Genomic DNA, 17,229 nt, shown 5'->3' with positions numbered 1-17,229 from the left:
GGAGCATTCATGTTATTTAATCACTACGAGCCATATACTGTTAAGTTATCTCATCATGATGGAGACGTATTAGAAATGGTCACAATAGGAGATAATGATTCTGAAAATGTTATTGTGTTACTTCACGGTGCCATAATGAACTACAAAATCATGACAGTATTTGCGAAATATCTTCATCATGCCAAGTTAATATTTATCAATTGTCCTGGTCGTGGAAAAAGTACGTCGCTTTCGAGAATGGATCATAATTTAGAAGATTATGCTACGCGTATTAATGAAGCGTTAGAACAAGAACTTGCGCACAGTAACATCAAACGTATGGCTATGATTGGTTATTCGATGGGTGGGCTAATTGCGACTAAAATCGCCGGATATAATACACTTCCTATCACGCATCTCATTTATTTAAATAGTGCTGCGAAAATTGATTATAAAGAATTACGCATTTCCAAGCTTTTTTATGAAGTTTTTAAAGACATTAAGCCTGATCACCAAGATGGAATGATTAAGAGTATCCCGGAATTTATATTGGATCAAGGTGTTTCGAAAAAGCATTCGGATAAATTCAATTTTACGGAATACTTAGCACCTGTTGATGCGATGATTACGGATTTAATGTATACGCTGAAAGCAGACTATTTAGAGGATATTGATAAAATTAAACATATGCCTAAAGTGTTGTTTTTATTAGGAGAAGATGATGTCATCTTCCCAAACAAAGATTCGGCTGTCACTGTCGAGAAATTCGAATCACGGCGTGCAGAAGTCAAATCCATCATCTATCCAGAAGTTGGTCACTTAGACTTTTTACGTGTATTAGATAAAGGAAATGGTGGCAATATTGGAAGTATTGAACATAATATTAATGCATGGTTAAATCTATCACAAACAACGACCAATGAATTGTCATGAAAGTACGATGAATAAGGAGTAGGATATGAATCTCAATGATTTTTTATTCTGCTCCTTTAACTTTAAACTTATAAATAAGGAGTTTTAAAATGTGGATTGATATCACGCACTCTCCAAAGATTGGGCCGAGTGGCCAGGAGATACACCGTTTCAATTCAATTATTTTGCGACAAAAGCACAAACACATTCTGTGAATATCGGTGAAATTGTTGGAAGTACACATATTGCAACACATGTCGATGCACCTAAACACTTTGATGATGATGGATTGACGATAGATGCATTACCAGTAGAACGATTTATTGGCAAAGCGACAGTAGTAACTTTATTAGATATACCTGTCATTGAAGTAGACTATCTTAAAAGTTGTCCCATTGAAGGAACCATTATTTTAATTCAGACACAGCGCGAAAGTCATCCATCAGTTTTTCCAGAAGAAATACCTGTACTCAGTATTGCAGCGATTGACTACCTTGCTTCTATAGGTATCGAAGTCATTGGTGTGGATGTACCATCGGTGGATCCTATTGACTCGGAAACGCTTGAAAATCATCATCGTATTGCACATCATGAAATGTATAATATAGAAAACTTATGCTTGGCCCATGTTAAGGCGGGTATTTATCAATTTATTGGGTTGCCGTTAAAAATAAGTGGTGCGGATGCATCATATATTCGTGCAGTAATTCAACCGATATCATGATAAAATTAAGATTGTGATACAATAGGAACGATTTTGATAAAGAATAGAGGCACAATGAGTATGGAAAATATTGAAAAGAAACACACCACCATGCCGTTATTGTTCATCATTTTATTAGGTACAATGACTGCATTTGGACCCCTTTTATCAGATATGTATAGCCCAGCATTACCTTTAGTTCAAAAAGATTTAATGACATCGACATCAGAGACACAGTTGACATTATCTATAGCGATGATTGGGATCGCGATAGGACAATTTATGTTTGGAATTATGGCAGATCGCATATCACGACGCACATTAGCGATGATGATTTTATGCGTGCTGATCGCAGCCTCATTATGTATTGCAATCAGTCATTCTGTTTATGCCTTACTCTCATTAAGGTTTGTACAAGGGCTTGCAGGTGGTGGTGCGATTGTTATCGCACGTGCAATTGCTGGAGAAACTTTTAAAGGTGCGTATCTCAGTCGCTTCTTTACGGCACTTATGGTTGTTAATGGTTTGATTTCAATTTTAGCTCCTTTAGCCAATGCATTATTGTTATCATTTGGAACTTGGCGTTATATCTTTTTCGCATTAGCTGGCATAGGGGCGATTTTATTGCTATCTGTGATGGTTCACCCACATATGAAAACCATTCAACACAGTCAAACGAAGGCAAAGAAACTTTCAGTAGTCTTTAAAGATTTTATACAATTGATTAGAACACCATCATTTGTATTACCCATGTTATTGCAAGGCGTCACATATATAATGATTTTCAGTTATGGTGCAGGTGCACCATTTATTACTCAAAATGTATATGGCATGACGCCACAATCGTTTAGTCTTTTGATGGTGTTAGTTGGAATTGGATTAATCCTTTCAAGTCAAGTTTCTAATGTCTGTCTACGTTTTATGCCACAACTTCGAGTACTTACGTTATTTATTATGATTCAAGTTGTTGGCGCGATCCTTACGATTATCGTGTGCGCTTTTCATTTGCCAGTCGCTTATTTAGTAGTAAGTTTATTCATTACAGTGACACCTGTTACAGCGATTGGACCAATTGCATTTAGTTTAGCGATGCAAATGAGAACTGGGGGAAGTGGCAGTGCTTCCAGCCTATTAGGTTTAGTTCAATTTATATTAGGTAGTTCGATTGCGCCATTGATAGGTATTCAAGGACCAGAAAGTGTGATTCCATATTGTATTGTGTTAGGCGTCACAACGATATTATTATTAGGGCTTGGTCATTTTACATTTCATCGATTAAAACATCACATTCATTAAATAGAGCATGTGATTTGAAGTCTTCAAATTTATGGGAAACCTTAATTTGAAGGCTTTTTTATGTTAATCCTACATGAGATTTAATGTCGTGTGCATTTCATTGTCCGATAAGAGATTGAAACATTGTGCGTAAATACACTATAAAAATATAGATGAGACAACAAAATTTCCTTTGATATGTATACGTATTCTGATACTATATAAACATCTGTATTATATTGAACTAAACACAAAGGAATGAAACAATTTGAAACGTCAAGCCACGTACAACTTTAAACACAAAGCGCAACGATTTTCGATTCGTAAATTAAACATCGGTCTCGCATCGGTCGTATTTGGGACATTATTTTATTTAAATGTTTCTGAAGATCTCCAAGCTGCTGAAACTTTCAATGCGTCACCAACATCTTTTCAAAAAGAAGGTGAGAATCCTTCTGAAAACACTATAAATTATCAAACTGAAACACATGATGGCTTAAAGGATAATGTCATAACACCTACACATTTAATCAATCCAATACCAGCTGATCAGAAAACAGCTGAATATCATTTTACGTCTCCAATTGAAAGACAAATGACATCTTTACGTTCAGCGCAACCTGATACATTTGAAACAGATGTACTTCAAACTCCCACTGTGCATATACAACAAGCAGGGAACCATCATATTAATGGGACAGCTCAACCTAATGTGACAGTCGTTGCTCGTGTTAATGAGGGGCAAAAATTGGAAACGGCAGCGACCGCTGATGGGATGTGGTCTATAACAGTACCTATGCCTTTAAACATGAATGATACGATTACTGCCTATGCGGTTAACAGTGCAGGGCAACAATCGGGAACTTACTCTACACATGTGATTGATACGTTACCTCCGAATCCTCCAGGTGTATCGTATTTAGAAATAGGAAAAAATATCATTACAGGAACAGGTGACCAATATCGAAATAGAATTGTCGCATGGTTTCCTGACGGTCAAATGATGTGGACAAAAGTTGGAAAAAATGGAACATGGATGATGGGTGTGCCGTATGAAACGCAGATGAAATTAAAAGTAGGTGATGTCGTTCAGGTGTATGAATATGATACTGCCAATAATCGTTCAGAAGTGGCTTATGTGCACGTAGTAGAAGCACCAAGTCCAGCAATAGCATCTTCTCAACCAGTGAATACAGAATCAACACCTGAAGTATCAGTACTTAAAGAAGAGGAATCAACATCGGTTGTAGAAACGGTCCCTTCTGAAATTGAGAAAGTCGATGAAATAGTGCCATCAGCACCTGAATTAAGTGAATCTTTGACAACACCTCTACAAAAAGAGGATATCTCACAAGAGGCGCAAACAACACCGGTCACCGTACCTGTGCCACAAGAAGATCAAATAAGAGAAGAACCAGAAACTTCTAAATTGGTTGAGACTGCGCATGAAACAATCGAATCTAAGGAAGATAATGCATCCGACGCTGTTATGTCACAAGAAACTACAGAAGTGGCAACTCCACCTTCAACAATTGCATTAGATACCGAAGTGATCGAAGCACCCACGTCGGCAGCGCCTTTGAATCATGAGAAGATTTCCGTTCCTGTTTCAGAAGAGGCGTTACAAAATGATATGGGTGTCGATGATGCACAAGCGTTAATCTTGTTACCATTATTAGATGATGAAAGAGTAAGTGAAACATCTATAACGAATACAACAGATGAAGCTGCTACACCTAAGGAACAATGGATGAATATAGATGATGCGTCGTCTGGTGGCATTGAACATGGAATAGTGTTAAATCATATAATGATGCTTGAACAAGATGAAAAGGGCATTCAAGGTGTGCTGGCTGACAAAGGATTACCGATGTCGAACAAAGCGGGCGCATCTGAAGGGAAATATTTCAAACACGCGCATGTTGAGAACAACACGAGCAATGACAGCAAAGCACATGGTGCACGTTGGAAAAAATTACCTGAAACAGGTAACATGAATGAATCATTAGTGATGAGTTTAGGAAGTATCGTGTTAGGTGTGGCATTATTGTATCGCACGTTCAAACGACGTAAGCACTTGAATTTAATGAAGTAGATAAGTATTATTTGTTTTTATATTATAGAGTGGCGTTAAACGAGTGATGGTCATGCTGTATTGCACGACAGCGGACTGATAATAAGCATCGTCATTCAATATTGTCTTAGAACTTTTACATCAATTTAAAGCCTTCAAACGGGGTGGGATATAGCACACCTATTAATTATCTATATAATAAATAAATTTAGTCTTAGTTATGGACACTATAATGAATTGTGATTGATCCCTTAGCCGAGACTTCTGAGGCATCAAGCCGAAACCGAAAATCCATTTTGAGAGCAAAAATCTAGGAGATTTCTGCTCTCAAAATTAGTTGAGGTAAGGCGCCTAGAAAAGCGAGGCGTTAGGGACAATCATAAATTGAAATGATTCATGTGCTAGCCCCCTTGAAGGCTTTATTATGAAATAAATTAAGATGTTAAGAAATCGCCACCATTTAAGTGTAATGTTTGACCTGTCATATAAGAGCTATCAGTGGACGCAAGAAAAACATACGATGGTGCGAGTTCAGCTGGTTGTCCGCGACGTGCCATAGGCGTATCGCTTCCTTGATTTTCCACTTTATCTGCATCAAAAGTAGCCGGAATAAGTGGTGTATAAATTGGACCAGGTGCTACAGCATTGACGTAAATGCCTTTTTCCATTAATGATGTCGCGAGTGAACGTGTAAATGAGACGATTGCACCTTTCGTAGATGAATAATCAATTAAATGTGCTGAACCTCGATAAGCTGTCACACTCGTTGAATTAATGATTTTGTCTCCTTCTGAAAGATGAGGCAGTGCGACTTGTGTTAAATACATCATGCCATAAATATTTGTTTCAAATGTCGCTTTAATTTGTTCCGGTGTGACATCTAAAAAGTCATCTTGTGGGAATTGTACGCCACCGTTGTTCACAAGTATGTTTAAGCCACCGAAATCTGAAACAACTTTGTCAATTAATACCTTAGACTCATCGACATGACGCAAATCATGTGCATACGCTTTGGCTTTTACACCAATTTCTTCTAAACGCTTCACAGTCTCTTCAGCATCAATATGCTCATTTAAATAGCCGATAGCTACATCCGCGCCTTCTTTCGCAAATAAAATGGCAACTGCACGTCCAATGCCCGAATCACCACCAGTAATTAATGCGACTTTACCTTTAAGCTTCCCAGCTGCTTTATAGCTGTCTAATTCACATACTGGTTTCGGATGCATATCTTTTTCTGAACCGGGTTGTGTATCTTGAGTATAGCCTTTAATTTCATCATGTAATTTTTTAAAATCCAATTCAATTCACCTCAGTTAAAATTGTCTTCATTGTCGATCCCAATATCTTGGTTTAGTAAATGCTTGTACAATTGCTTCAGGATCATTAGATGTGATGACGCCAGGTTGCGACGAATCTACGCGACTGTTAGCTAATGCAGTTGCCGCATTTTCTGAAAGCACAAGCGGTTTAAAATGTTGATACGTTAATTCTGCAAATTCTTCTGTTTTATCAAAAATCGTTGTGTTATTTGAAAGGATGATTAAACTGTCGAATAATGTTGGATGTACAGTATCAAAAGTTTCGGTAATTCCAAAATCTTCTTCAATATTGCGTGGTTTATCTGAAATAAATGCATAGTTGAGTTGATGATCAACCATCGTTTTGGCATAAGATTTTAAAATGTCATTTGAAACTTCTCCATCAACAACGATACCCACCGCATGACCTCTTAAAGGACGGCCAAATTTATCCATCGTAAGCTGACTATCAGCTTTTTCTAGTTGTACTTCTTCGTTCGTTTCAGGAACTGAGACACCAATATTTTCAGCTACACGCTCAGCAAGTATGCGTGAGACTTTATTAAGTTGATTAACCGCATTTTGTTTAACATTTACGTCTACACATTTACCGAGCTCGAATGAGAATCCTGATACTGTATGATCGAATTCTGGTTCAGATAAACTATTTAAATACAAACGGGCTTGTGTATAATAATCTTTAAAACTTTCGCTACGCTTTTGAATTTTATAGGCATCAATTTTTTCTTGATAATGCTCGAAACCACCATCTTCAGGTGCTGTTGTATGTGGGTTATTCGCATTAAGCGCATTTTTATGATACGCGACTTGACCTTGATGAATGTGCATTTGATGCATGCCATCACGTTGGTTGTTGTGTACTGGACTCACAGGTCTATTGATAGGAATTTGATGGAAGTTAGGACCACCAAGTCTAGAAATTTGTGTATCTGTATAAGAAAATAAACGGCCTTGTAGCAGTGGATCATTTGTAAAATCTAAACCTGGTACGATATGTCCTGGATGAAATGCCACTTGTTCTGTTTCGGCAAAAACATTATCAACATTACGGTTTAACGTCATTTTACCGACGATTTTCACTGGTACTTCGTCCTCTGGCCAAATTTTAGTGGGGTCTAATATATCAAAATCAAACTGGAATTCGTCACTTTCGGGAATAATTTGAAGCCCTAGTTCCCATACTGGGTAATCGCCTTTATCGATTGCCTCATATAAGTCTTGACGATGAAAATCTGTATTTTTACCTGCGACAATTTGAGCCTCATCCCAAACCATAGACTCTAAACCTTGTTTAGGCTTCCAATGAAATTTCACAAAATGTGCCTCTCCATTTTTATTAATTAAACGGAATGTATGCACACCGAATCCTTCCATTTGACGAAAGTTTTTAGGAATACCACGATCACTCATGACCCACATAGTTGTATGCGTTGATTCTGGATTTTGTGCAAAGAAATCCCAAAAAGTGTCATGTGCAGAACCGCCCTGTGGCATTTCGTGATGGGGTTCAGGTTTTACAGCGTGCACTAAATCTGGAAATTTCATCGCATCTTGAATGAAAAATACAGGGATATTGTTGCCTACCAAGTCAAATACACCCTGATCTGTATAAAATTTTGTCGCAAAGCCTCTGACGTCTCGAACAGAGTCAGCTGAACCTTTTGAACCTTGTACCGTTGAGAATCTAACGAATACAGGCGTTTTCTTTGAGGGTTGTGTTAAGAAATCTGCGTACGTGTATGCTGATAAATCCTCATACACTTCGAATTCACCGTGTGCACCATAACCTCGAGCATGTACAATACGTTCTGGAATGCGTTCATGGTCAAAATGGGTCATTTTTTCTCTGAAATGAAAATCTTCAAGTAAACTTGGTCCGCGCTCACCAGCACGTAATGTATTTTCATCCTCTGACACTTTTAAACCTTGATTTGTCGTCATTGCTTTACCGTCATTATTTTTGCGAAATGATTCTAAATTTTGATCTTTTTTGTTCATTATCTCAGCTGCACTCCTTTCTATAGAAATTAAGATATTACATTTTGTGTTTACCATTGAAACGGAATAGTCAAACACTGAAAGCCAATGACTTGTAAATAAAGATTGATGTGACCTTTCACTATTGGACAACAAAATTGCGTGGATTTTCAGCGTTCATACAAAATTTACATTTATACGTTAAAATGAGTATGGGGAAAGAATAAGGAGACGTGTGTATCATGAAAATTACGTTTGATGATATTATCAATCAACAAGGGTTTATTCAAGCACATTATTATGATGACGATTATATGGGGGACATTCGTTTTGAACTGACGGATCCCATTGATGTTAGAAATGATCTTGTCGCTGAAGCACTAGGGGCGTTATGTGGACAATATTATGATGAGATTGAAATAGCATTTAAAGTATCAACAGTGACGAAAGCAGAAATAGAAAAGCGAACCCATGCTAAGGTGATTTGTAGCACGGGATTACGTTTTTGGAATTTGAATAAAATGATAAGTAATGATGTGAAGACACTTAATTTTAGTGGAGATGTAGCCAACTTATCTGCATTAACTTTAACGCCTGGAGATACGAATCAAGTTTCATTAGATTTTGGTGCAGAATCGATACATATGTATGATATGTTTGATCGATGGCATAGTCGTATTGTGAAAACAAACGTCATGGAAACACATTTTCCATTAATCACATCAGATTATTATGCCATTGGTGCGATTTTATATAAAGATTACTTTAATACGCGTTATATGATTACAGGGTTACAATTGAATCCAATTACGGCAAATATGACGAAAATTGAAGCGGAACAAGCCATCGCAGGAATGGTGAATCTACCCCATACGCTAGGTTTAACTGCCGTTGGGCATACTCAGATTGCATGTCGGCAATGGGGTGAGGAGTTGAATACAGCGATTCAAACTGTTAAAGCTTCTCAACCTGAAGTGGTTACACAACAACACTTACTCGTTATGATTGAAAATGACCGTAAACGGTTAGGGCTACCTATTGATAACACCGCGTTAACACCTACACACATATCTTGGGGAGAAAATATGAAGTTAGATTTTCTAGCATTGTATGTTTTAAAGCATCGAGGTCGAGCATTTGCAACTTATCTCGTAAAAGACATACCAAAAGAAGCAGAGGCATGGGTTGACCATATCCACTTAGATTTTTATGAGCGCTATTATCCAGGTGTTTTAAGTTATATGCCTCATGAAATTAAGATGTACGTCCAACAACAACTCGCGCAATTTGAAATTGCATTATATACCGATGACGACTGGCATGCATTTCAAATGATACGAGAAAAACTATTGAAAACAAGAAAATAAAATGAGTGTACAAAATCCTAGTAAAGCAATGAAAAGTTGCTTGTTATTACTAGGGTTTTATTTTGTTATGGTAGGAAAGCATTTTGAAATTTTTATAAAAAGTAGTCTAAAATTATGTTGCCTTTATTTTCTTTATGTAGCAAAATAGTAGAAAGCACTTATCTTGCATCATCTTATGATACATATTGCATTTAGGGGTTTTGTAAACAAGGGAGGTTCTACATTCATGAAGTTAGTAGGTAAACTTTTAGCAGGGATTATTTTGGGGATTGTCATTGGATTACTCGATATCGACATTTTAAACCGAATACTTGTTACGGTAAAAGGGGTCTTTGGACAATTTATTAACTATATGATTCCGTTAATCATCTTTTTCTTTATTGCAGCGGGAATCACATCATTAGGAAAGGGGTCAGGGCGACTTGTAGGGATGACAGTTGGTGTCGCATACACGTCTACAATTATAGCGGGATTGCTTGCATTAACTGTAGCATATAACCTTATGCCAATGATTGCATCTAATGGGAAGATTCCAGGTGAGCCGCCAGAAATTAAACCATTTTTTACATTCGAGTTTGATCCTTTAATGGGCGTGTTAACTGCATTAATTACAGCATTTGCGTTTGGTATTATTGCACATGCGGTGAATGCCTCAACAATCATTAAAGTGATTGATGAAGGACAACGTATTGTTGAAGTATTAATTGAAAAGGTTATTATACCGTTTTTACCTTTATATATCGCAACAATTTTTGCAGAAATGACAGCTCAAGGGACTGTTGTGAGTATTTTAAAAGTATTCGGTCTGGTCCTTGTTATTGCGATTGTATTACATTGGGTATGGTTATGTGTCCTTTATACAATTGCCGGTGTGATTAACAAACGTAATCCGTTTAGCATGTTGAAAACAATGCTACCAGCATATTTTACAGCAGTGGGTACGATGAGTAGTGCGGCGACAATACCGGTAACGCTTAAACAAACGAAAGCTAATAAAGTAACACCAGCACTTGCAGATTTTAGTATACCGTTGCTTGCGACGATTCACTTATCAGGTTCAACGATTACGCTCGTGAGTTGTTCAGTTGCGGCGATGATTGTGTTGCCAAGTTTATCGCTTGTGAGCATTCCTACAATGTTAGGATTTATACTCATGCTTGGTGTGATCATGATTGCAGCACCGGGTGTTCCTGGTGGATCAGTTATGGCAGCAAGCGGTATCTTAGGTTCTATTCTAGGGTTTAATGAAGCGGCCATTGGTTTAATGATTGCGCTTTATATGGCACAAGATAGTTTTGGAACAGCTACAAACGTGACAGGTGATGGTGCCATTTCAGCTATCGTTGACCGATTAGGATATAAAAATAAATGATAATGAAAATAGCGTTTTTTAATACGTTTTAATACAAAAATAGCCTTCAACGATCAGTTAAAATGACGTTGAAGGCTTTTTGTATTTAAAATGAAATGATGTTGTGTCGAATGAAGAAAATGATCAGTTATGACATTTATGGTGTGAGTTACTTCTGACGATGTTCATCAAGATCATCTTCCTCACTTTCGTCAGTCTCATTAACCATAAATAAGAAGATAAAAAATGCGAGACCCGCTGGAATACCAATGAAGGGTCCTAATAGGATAGAGAATAATGATGGGAAAAACATAAGTAAAATAACATCTGTAAGTGACCAACGATAATCCATAAATTTTTTTAAAAGTTCATTTAGAGACATGACGATGCCCTCCTAAATCTATCTGATGAATTACAAGTTATTCTCAATGTGATATACAACACCATTGTGCTACATGTGATCAGAAGACCTATCAAAGTTCCAAAAAGTTGAACTGGGAAAATAATCATTGTCGGTATCATCAATACATCCAAGGTGGTAAAAGGTAATTGTTTGAATCGAAGCCACAAGCGTTTCATAATGTCCCCGTACTAGTAACGAGAGCGATTACGCATCGCTTGTTTTTCCTCTTCAGAAATATTGAAATAATAAAATACACCTATACCTGCCGGGATACCGATGAGAGGTGTCACAATCATGCTGATGACAATGGTATACACTAATATTAAAACGACCTCTTTTAATGTCCATTGACGATTAATCATACCTTCAAAAAATTGTTTAATTGACATGATATTACTCCTTATATAAATTATGATTCGTTAAAATTGTTACCTATATTATAACATGATTGATACAACGTTTCTCGTAAAGAGGAGTGGGAATATTAAGATTAGCAATTAAAAAGAAATGAGGGTATAACATGGCAAAACAAAATCCATTAAATCAATTCTACAATGACAAATATGAAGAACAACCCCAATCCTATCCCGGTATACAAAGTGAAATGACACCAGTTCCTGATTGTGGCGAAGAGACATATCAAGGTTCTAACAAATTGACAGACAAAAAAGCACTTGTGACAGGTGGTGATTCAGGTATCGGTAGAGCTGCCGCAATTGCGTATGCAAAAGAAGGCGCGGATGTTGCGATTGCGTACCATCCTGATGAACAAGCTGATGCAGAAGATGTTAAACAAGTCATTGAAAAAGCAGGGCGTAAAGCGGTATTACTTCCTGGAGATTTACGCGATGCAGCATATGCGAAACAAATGGTCAAAGATGCACATCATCAGTTAGGTGGCTTAGACATATTAGTACTCAATGCAGGTATGCAACAATATGAATATGATATTCAAAAGTTATCATCAGAACAACTTACTGATACTTTTGAAGTGAATGTGTTTTCAAATGTCTATTCTATTCAAGAGGCATTAAACTATATGGAACCTGGATCAAGTATTATTATTACATCGTCTATTCAAGGGGTTAAGCCAAGCGCACATTTACTTGATTATGCGATGACGAAATCATGTAACATTTCATTAACAAAAGGCCTAGCAGCACAACTTGGACCTAAAGGTATTCGTGTCAATTCTGTCGCACCTGGTCCAGTGTGGACACCGCTTCAAATTTGTGGTGGACAACCACAAGAAAATATTCCTAACTTCGGCAAGAAAGAGCCACTTCAACGCGCTGGCCAACCTGTAGAACTTGCGGACGTTTATGTCCTACTCGCTTCCGAAAATGCAAGTTTCATCACGGGTCAAGTGTACGGTATTACAGGAGGTTCTCCAATCAACTAGGTTGAGTCGGTGAATGGCTAAAAGTGATTTAGCGTTATAAAACGAGATAAATGATGGTCTATCCCCACATGTTATAAAGGTTAGGACTTAACCATCCTGTATATTAAATAAGGCAACATGACATATGCAGATACCTCCCTATAAAGTAGTCGCGTAAAAAGTGAAAACTTTATAGGGGGTTTTTGTATGTGGAATGAAAACATGACTATGATTGCTATCCAACTCATGTTTACTTTAAAAAATTGTATTGTCGATATATTAAAAATATGAAGGTGAGATTGAGCATATATTTAATTTTTGTTGATACATATGTTTAAGTTAGAAATTCATAAAAAGTTTTAATATAATATTTTCAAATTATTGAGTAAAGGAAATGGGTTGAATAATGACAACGATCTTTCGCCATCAGTGGTTGCTATTAATCATTTTTACGTTTTATTTAATCATGAGCATCTTAACGCCACTCATACATGACGATTTACAGTGGGGAAGTGCATATGGTATCGACATGTTAAGAGAAGGCTTCCAATCTCTAAATGGTCGTTACCTCGGCAACACCTTTGAAATCATTGCGGTACGCATCCCTGTATTAAGATTTATCAGTTATAGTGTGTGTGCTTTGAGCGTGATTGCATTAATCTTTCAATTTCAGACAGATATGAAATCTCAATGCAGTGAACGGAATTTCTCTTATCTTGTCATTTTTATGTTTATGTTGTTGATTCCAACCACAATGTATAGTCAAATCTATGGTTGGTTTGCAGGATTTTATAATTATGTTCCCGCAACGTTATGTACACTCTTTCTATTACGATGTTATTTAAAACTCTATGAAGGATGGTCATTGACACGGCTTGAACGATATGTTGCTTTACTTTTGGCACTTATCGGTCAATGGTTTATGGAAAATATGACCATTTTTAATGTCGTTATCATTGCCTTACTTATCATCATGCTATGGTGTAAATATAAAATGATATCTTTGACGACGATTGCTTTATTTTTTATGAGCCTTTGCGGGGCAATCATCATGTTTTTAAATCCAAATTACATGAATATTTTAGCTGGGCACTCTCATTATCAAAAAGTATCAGATGAACAACATGGCATAGTTACCAAAGTCGTCGGGACACTTTTTACACAATTCCCTGAGCACTTGATTTATGAACCTATTTTAATTTTAACGATTATTGCTACATTATTGGTGCTTTTTATACGTCATAGCACATGCACGCCGCTTCAACAATGGGGTTATACTATCGGTTTAATGTCCGCACCACTTTATACGTTGTTAGTTCGGATACCTTTTAATTTCCATGACAAGCATTCGGATGTCAGTGTTGCACTCATGAATGGCATTGTTGGGATGATTTTTTTAATCAGCCTCTTTATAACAATGAAAAAAGTGTTACCACCTGGACGAATGAAACGCTATAGTCTCGTTTTAATGGGAGTCATACCGATAATGGTGGCGCCATTACTTGTTGTGCAACCCATAGGGCCGAGAAATTTTTATGCGATTTATGTGATTTATGTCATTATTACGATGGGATTATTAACGAAGGTCAATTTGAAGCCACATCGACTGGTACTATGTGTGACAACTGTGATGGCAACAAGTTTTATTGTGATTTTTAGTATAATTTCAATTGCACAATATCAACGCATTCAATCTTTGGAAGCAGCGATTAAACAGAATCCATCTTTAACGTCTTATACTGTCGCACGTTTACCATTCGAATCATATATGCAACACTCTTCACCGTATGACGCAAAAAAGACTGAAATTTTTAAAATATATTGGAATGTACCTAAAAAAGTTAAATTACACTTCGAATAATGTTTGAACAGAAGGGGGAAGTGTTATATCAAACTGAGGTTAAGATAAATATAACGCCTTATCCATGCAAATGCATAACAAATTATGAAGGTAACTTATTTTGAAAGTGCTTTCATAACGAGGGTGGGGTGACAATGTAGTCACTCCACTTATTGTTTGCAACATTTATTTATTGGTTTCAGATTTTGAGATTTATGCATTTAAATATTTATTTTTACTATTATTATTAAGAAACTTGATGTATAATTTCTCTTAAAACAACCTTTTGAAATTAATGTGCTTTTAAGTCAATTTTAATACATTAATAAGATAAGGTTGTAAGTTGTGGGTTTTAAAAGAGAAATAAAATTATTTGTTTATTTTGAAAATAGTGTTTTTATTTTTAGAGTTGAATCTAAATATGTGTTTGAATGCTTTTGATGTAATAACACTATTTAATTTTTTAATCTTGGAGGTCAACATGGACAGTACGTTAGATTTAAGCAGATTATTACATATTTTAAAGAAAAATTTGTGGTTACTTATTGGATTGCCATTGTTGTTTTTAATCATTAGCGCAATTGTGACTTTCTTTATCATGACGCCTAAGTATCAAGCAACAACACAAATTTTAGTCAATCCAAAACAAACGAACGATAATATGCTTCAACAAAACGTTCAAGGTACATTACAACAAGTGAATACATATGCAGAGATTGTGACGAGTCCTAGAATTTTAGACAAGACAGCAAAGAAATTAGACCATCGATATAAATCATCCGAACTTGCTGGAAAAGTTAATGTCGAAAGTTCAGCTGAATCACAAGTCATTAAAGTACATGTGGTAGATGTAAAAAAAGGCGAGTCTGAAAAAATCGCAAATGCGATTGCGAAAGTATATCGTGATGAAATGCCAGACATTATGAATGTGGATAACGTGACAATTTTATCTCATGCAGATAATACAGCTCAACAAGTTTCTCCTAAGACAATGCTTAATTTAGTCGTGGCTTTATTTTTAGGATTAATTTTAGCATTACTGTTTATTTTTATTAAAGAACTGACAGATACACGTATTAAAGATGAACAAGATATTGAAGATCATCTGAAATTACCAGTTTTAGGTTCAATTAAACGATTCTAGAAAGGATGAAACATCGATGTTTAAATCAAAAAAGCAAAAAAAAACGGTGAGTAATAAAAAGAAACTCATTGTAGATCATACGCCGAAATCACCTATAAGTGAACAATTTAGAGGGATTCGTACGAATATTAGTTTTTCAAACGTGAATGATGATTTAACAAGTGTTGTCATTACCTCTGCGCGTCCTTCTTCAGGTAAGTCAACATTGAGCGCGAATTTAGCAATTACGTATGCACAATCGAATTACCGAACGCTTATAATTGATGCGGATATGCGAAAACCGACACAACATTTTATCTTTGAACTGAGTAACAAAGAAGGTTTATCAAGCTTACTTTCAGGTCAATCTTCAGGGGATATCGCAATTAAACAAACGCATATAGAAAATTTAGATGTACTTACATCTGGTCCTGTGCCACCAAATCCATCTGAAATGTTAAACTCTAAAGCGTTTCGAAATGTTTTTGAATCTGCGCAAGAAGTGTATGATTTTATCGTCATCGATACGCCACCAGTGAATTCCGTAACGGACTCACAACTTGTCGCAAAAGTATCGAAGCAAGTTGTATTAGTCATTGACGTTAACAATAATAACCGCAAAGAAATTCAACGCGCTAAAGAATTATTGGAAAAAACAGGCGCGAATCTCCTCGGTGTGGTGCTGAATAAGCTAAAAGGTAAAAGTGATGAATATTATGCGTATTATGGAGCAGAAGAACGATGACTGTGGACATTCATGCGCACGTCTTATATGGCATTGACGACGGACCTAAAACAGTTGAAGATCAACTTCAACTGTTGCGTCAAGCCGAGCAAGACGGCATCACGGATATTATTGCTACACCACATCACCTACATCCTATGTTTGATAACACATTTATAGAAATTGAACCGCAAGTGAAAGCATTAAATGAACGACTGATCAAAGAAGGTATCAACGTTAGCATTTATCCTGGTCAAGAAGTAAGAATCAGTGACCAGTTTTTAAAAGCACTTGACGAAGGTTTAATTCAAGGGCTCAATCATACGAAATATCTCCTCATTGAATTTCCTTCAAATCAAATACCAAATTATACGCAAGAATTATTTTATGAATTAAAAATATTAGGTTATGTACCAATCATTGCGCATCCTGAACGCAATAAAATCATCATTGAAGATTTGTCATTATTATATAATCTTGTTGAAGCAGGCGCTTTAAGCCAAGTGACTGTGGGCGCTTTGACTGGTAAACATGGCAAAAATATTCAAAAAGCAGCAATCACAATTATAGATAATCATCTGGCACATTTGATTGCCTCTGATGCGCATCATGTAGAGCGTCGACCCTTTAATTACCGAACATTACAAGATGCTAAATTAAATCAGACAACTTTAGATCGAATTGAACAGTTACAACATAACGCAAGATACATCCTTAATGGAGAAGAGATAGAAAAACTTCAGCCCGAAATGAACTTTAAAAAGAAAAAATGGTTTGGGTTGTTTTAGGGGTAAGTAG

At 36.4% G+C, this 17,229-nt stretch carries 14 protein-coding genes and 1 pseudogene; 11 read left to right on the top strand and 4 right to left on the bottom strand.

Annotation, left to right across the window (positions count from 1 at the left end):
• The first annotated feature begins 9 nt into the window (after window positions 1-9).
• The 4 genes and pseudogenes from GJE18_RS10230 (at window position 10) to GJE18_RS10215 (ending at window position 4,964) form a co-directional block, all read left to right on the top strand.
• Window positions 10-912 carry an alpha/beta fold hydrolase gene (locus GJE18_RS10230; protein ID WP_085622822.1) on the top strand — a complete coding sequence of 301 codons (903 nt, stop codon included), beginning with the start codon at window positions 10-12 and terminating at the stop codon, window positions 910-912.
• Window positions 913-1,087: 175 nt separating this feature from the next.
• Window positions 1,088-1,615 (top strand): annotated as a pseudogene (locus GJE18_RS10225) (cyclase family protein); the annotation flags it as partial.
• Window positions 1,616-1,675: 60 nt separating this feature from the next.
• Complete coding sequence (locus tag GJE18_RS10220; RefSeq protein ID WP_060551801.1) at window positions 1,676-2,890, top strand: Bcr/CflA family efflux MFS transporter; 1,215 nt, start codon at window positions 1,676-1,678, stop codon at window positions 2,888-2,890.
• Window positions 2,891-3,137: 247 nt separating this feature from the next.
• Entirely contained in the window at window positions 3,138-4,964 is a 1,827-nt protein-coding gene (locus GJE18_RS10215) for a YSIRK-type signal peptide-containing protein (RefSeq protein WP_107368877.1), read from the top strand.
• Between the two features lie 413 nt (window positions 4,965-5,377).
• Here GJE18_RS10215 and GJE18_RS10210 read toward each other — a convergent pair whose 3' ends face one another.
• Window positions 5,378-6,244, bottom strand: coding sequence for an SDR family oxidoreductase (locus tag GJE18_RS10210; protein ID WP_060551798.1), 867 nt, complete (start codon window positions 6,242-6,244; stop codon window positions 5,378-5,380).
• Window positions 6,245-6,271: 27 nt separating this feature from the next.
• A complete protein-coding gene (locus tag GJE18_RS10205; RefSeq protein WP_107376506.1) occupies window positions 6,272-8,266 on the bottom strand; it encodes a catalase in 1,995 nt (664 codons plus the stop codon).
• Window positions 8,267-8,484: 218 nt separating this feature from the next.
• Here GJE18_RS10205 and GJE18_RS10200 point away from each other — a divergent pair, with 218 nt between their 5' ends.
• Entirely contained in the window at window positions 8,485-9,609 is a 1,125-nt protein-coding gene (locus GJE18_RS10200; RefSeq protein ID WP_060551797.1) for a hypothetical protein, read from the top strand.
• Between the two features lie 226 nt (window positions 9,610-9,835).
• Window positions 9,836-10,981 carry a dicarboxylate/amino acid:cation symporter gene (locus GJE18_RS10195; RefSeq protein ID WP_107368878.1) on the top strand — a complete coding sequence of 382 codons (1,146 nt, stop codon included), beginning with the start codon at window positions 9,836-9,838 and terminating at the stop codon, window positions 10,979-10,981.
• Between the two features lie 148 nt (window positions 10,982-11,129).
• Here the strand turns inward: GJE18_RS10195 and GJE18_RS10190 are convergent, their stop codons facing one another.
• Both GJE18_RS10190 and GJE18_RS10185 read right to left on the bottom strand, forming a co-directional pair.
• Complete coding sequence (locus tag GJE18_RS10190; protein ID WP_107368879.1) at window positions 11,130-11,342, bottom strand: hypothetical protein; 213 nt, start codon at window positions 11,340-11,342, stop codon at window positions 11,130-11,132.
• Between the two features lie 209 nt (window positions 11,343-11,551).
• Window positions 11,552-11,752, bottom strand: coding sequence for a VraH family peptide resistance protein (locus tag GJE18_RS10185; RefSeq protein ID WP_037567265.1), 201 nt, complete (start codon window positions 11,750-11,752; stop codon window positions 11,552-11,554).
• 131 nt (window positions 11,753-11,883) lie between these two features.
• Here GJE18_RS10185 and GJE18_RS10180 point away from each other — a divergent pair, with 131 nt between their 5' ends.
• The 5 genes from GJE18_RS10180 to GJE18_RS10160 all read left to right on the top strand — a co-directional run bounded on the left by GJE18_RS10180 (window position 11,884) and on the right by GJE18_RS10160 (window position 17,219).
• Window positions 11,884-12,765 carry an SDR family oxidoreductase gene (locus tag GJE18_RS10180; RefSeq protein ID WP_107368880.1) on the top strand — a complete coding sequence of 294 codons (882 nt, stop codon included), beginning with the start codon at window positions 11,884-11,886 and terminating at the stop codon, window positions 12,763-12,765.
• Window positions 12,766-13,150: 385 nt separating this feature from the next.
• The gene (locus GJE18_RS10175) at window positions 13,151-14,605 is read left to right on the top strand and encodes a DUF6056 family protein (protein WP_107368881.1); all 1,455 of its coding nucleotides are present in this window, start codon (window positions 13,151-13,153) and stop codon (window positions 14,603-14,605) included.
• 460 nt (window positions 14,606-15,065) lie between these two features.
• Window positions 15,066-15,728 carry a Wzz/FepE/Etk N-terminal domain-containing protein gene (locus GJE18_RS10170; protein ID WP_060551792.1) on the top strand — a complete coding sequence of 221 codons (663 nt, stop codon included), beginning with the start codon at window positions 15,066-15,068 and terminating at the stop codon, window positions 15,726-15,728.
• A gap of 16 nt (window positions 15,729-15,744) precedes the next feature.
• On the top strand, window positions 15,745-16,452 hold the full coding sequence (locus GJE18_RS10165; RefSeq protein WP_060551791.1) for a polysaccharide biosynthesis tyrosine autokinase: 708 nt from the start codon (window positions 15,745-15,747) through the stop codon (window positions 16,450-16,452).
• A complete protein-coding gene (locus GJE18_RS10160) occupies window positions 16,449-17,219 on the top strand; it encodes a tyrosine-protein phosphatase (RefSeq protein ID WP_060551790.1) in 771 nt (256 codons plus the stop codon). The genes GJE18_RS10165 and GJE18_RS10160 overlap by 4 nt, the downstream gene beginning before the upstream one ends.
• Window positions 17,220-17,229 lie beyond the last annotated feature (10 nt).

It is taken from the genome of Staphylococcus agnetis, assembly GCF_011466855.1.
Classification (GTDB): Bacteria; Bacillota; Bacilli; order Staphylococcales; family Staphylococcaceae; genus Staphylococcus; species Staphylococcus agnetis.
The sequence above is the reverse complement of the archived record's forward strand: the minus strand, read 5'-3'. Positions and strand labels throughout refer to the sequence as shown.

Excerpts from the sequence above, each read along its gene's own strand:
- GJE18_RS10230 (WP_085622822.1), top strand. The coding sequence starts at position 10 with ATGTTATTTAATCACTACGAGCCATATACTGTTAAGTTATCTCATCAT.
- GJE18_RS10220 (WP_060551801.1), top strand. The coding sequence starts at position 1,676 with ATGGAAAATATTGAAAAGAAACACACCACCATGCCGTTATTGTTCATC.
- GJE18_RS10200 (WP_060551797.1), top strand. The coding sequence starts at position 8,485 with ATGAAAATTACGTTTGATGATATTATCAATCAACAAGGGTTTATTCAA.
- GJE18_RS10195 (WP_107368878.1), top strand. The coding sequence starts at position 9,836 with ATGAAGTTAGTAGGTAAACTTTTAGCAGGGATTATTTTGGGGATTGTC.
- GJE18_RS10190 (WP_107368879.1), bottom strand. The coding sequence starts at position 11,342 with ATGTCTCTAAATGAACTTTTAAAAAAATTTATGGATTATCGTTGGTCA.
- GJE18_RS10185 (WP_037567265.1), bottom strand. The coding sequence starts at position 11,752 with ATGTCAATTAAACAATTTTTTGAAGGTATGATTAATCGTCAATGGACA.
- GJE18_RS10180 (WP_107368880.1), top strand. The coding sequence starts at position 11,884 with ATGGCAAAACAAAATCCATTAAATCAATTCTACAATGACAAATATGAA.
- GJE18_RS10175 (WP_107368881.1), top strand. The coding sequence starts at position 13,151 with ATGACAACGATCTTTCGCCATCAGTGGTTGCTATTAATCATTTTTACG.
- GJE18_RS10170 (WP_060551792.1), top strand. The coding sequence starts at position 15,066 with ATGGACAGTACGTTAGATTTAAGCAGATTATTACATATTTTAAAGAAA.
- GJE18_RS10165 (WP_060551791.1), top strand. The coding sequence starts at position 15,745 with ATGTTTAAATCAAAAAAGCAAAAAAAAACGGTGAGTAATAAAAAGAAA.
- GJE18_RS10160 (WP_060551790.1), top strand. The coding sequence starts at position 16,449 with ATGACTGTGGACATTCATGCGCACGTCTTATATGGCATTGACGACGGA.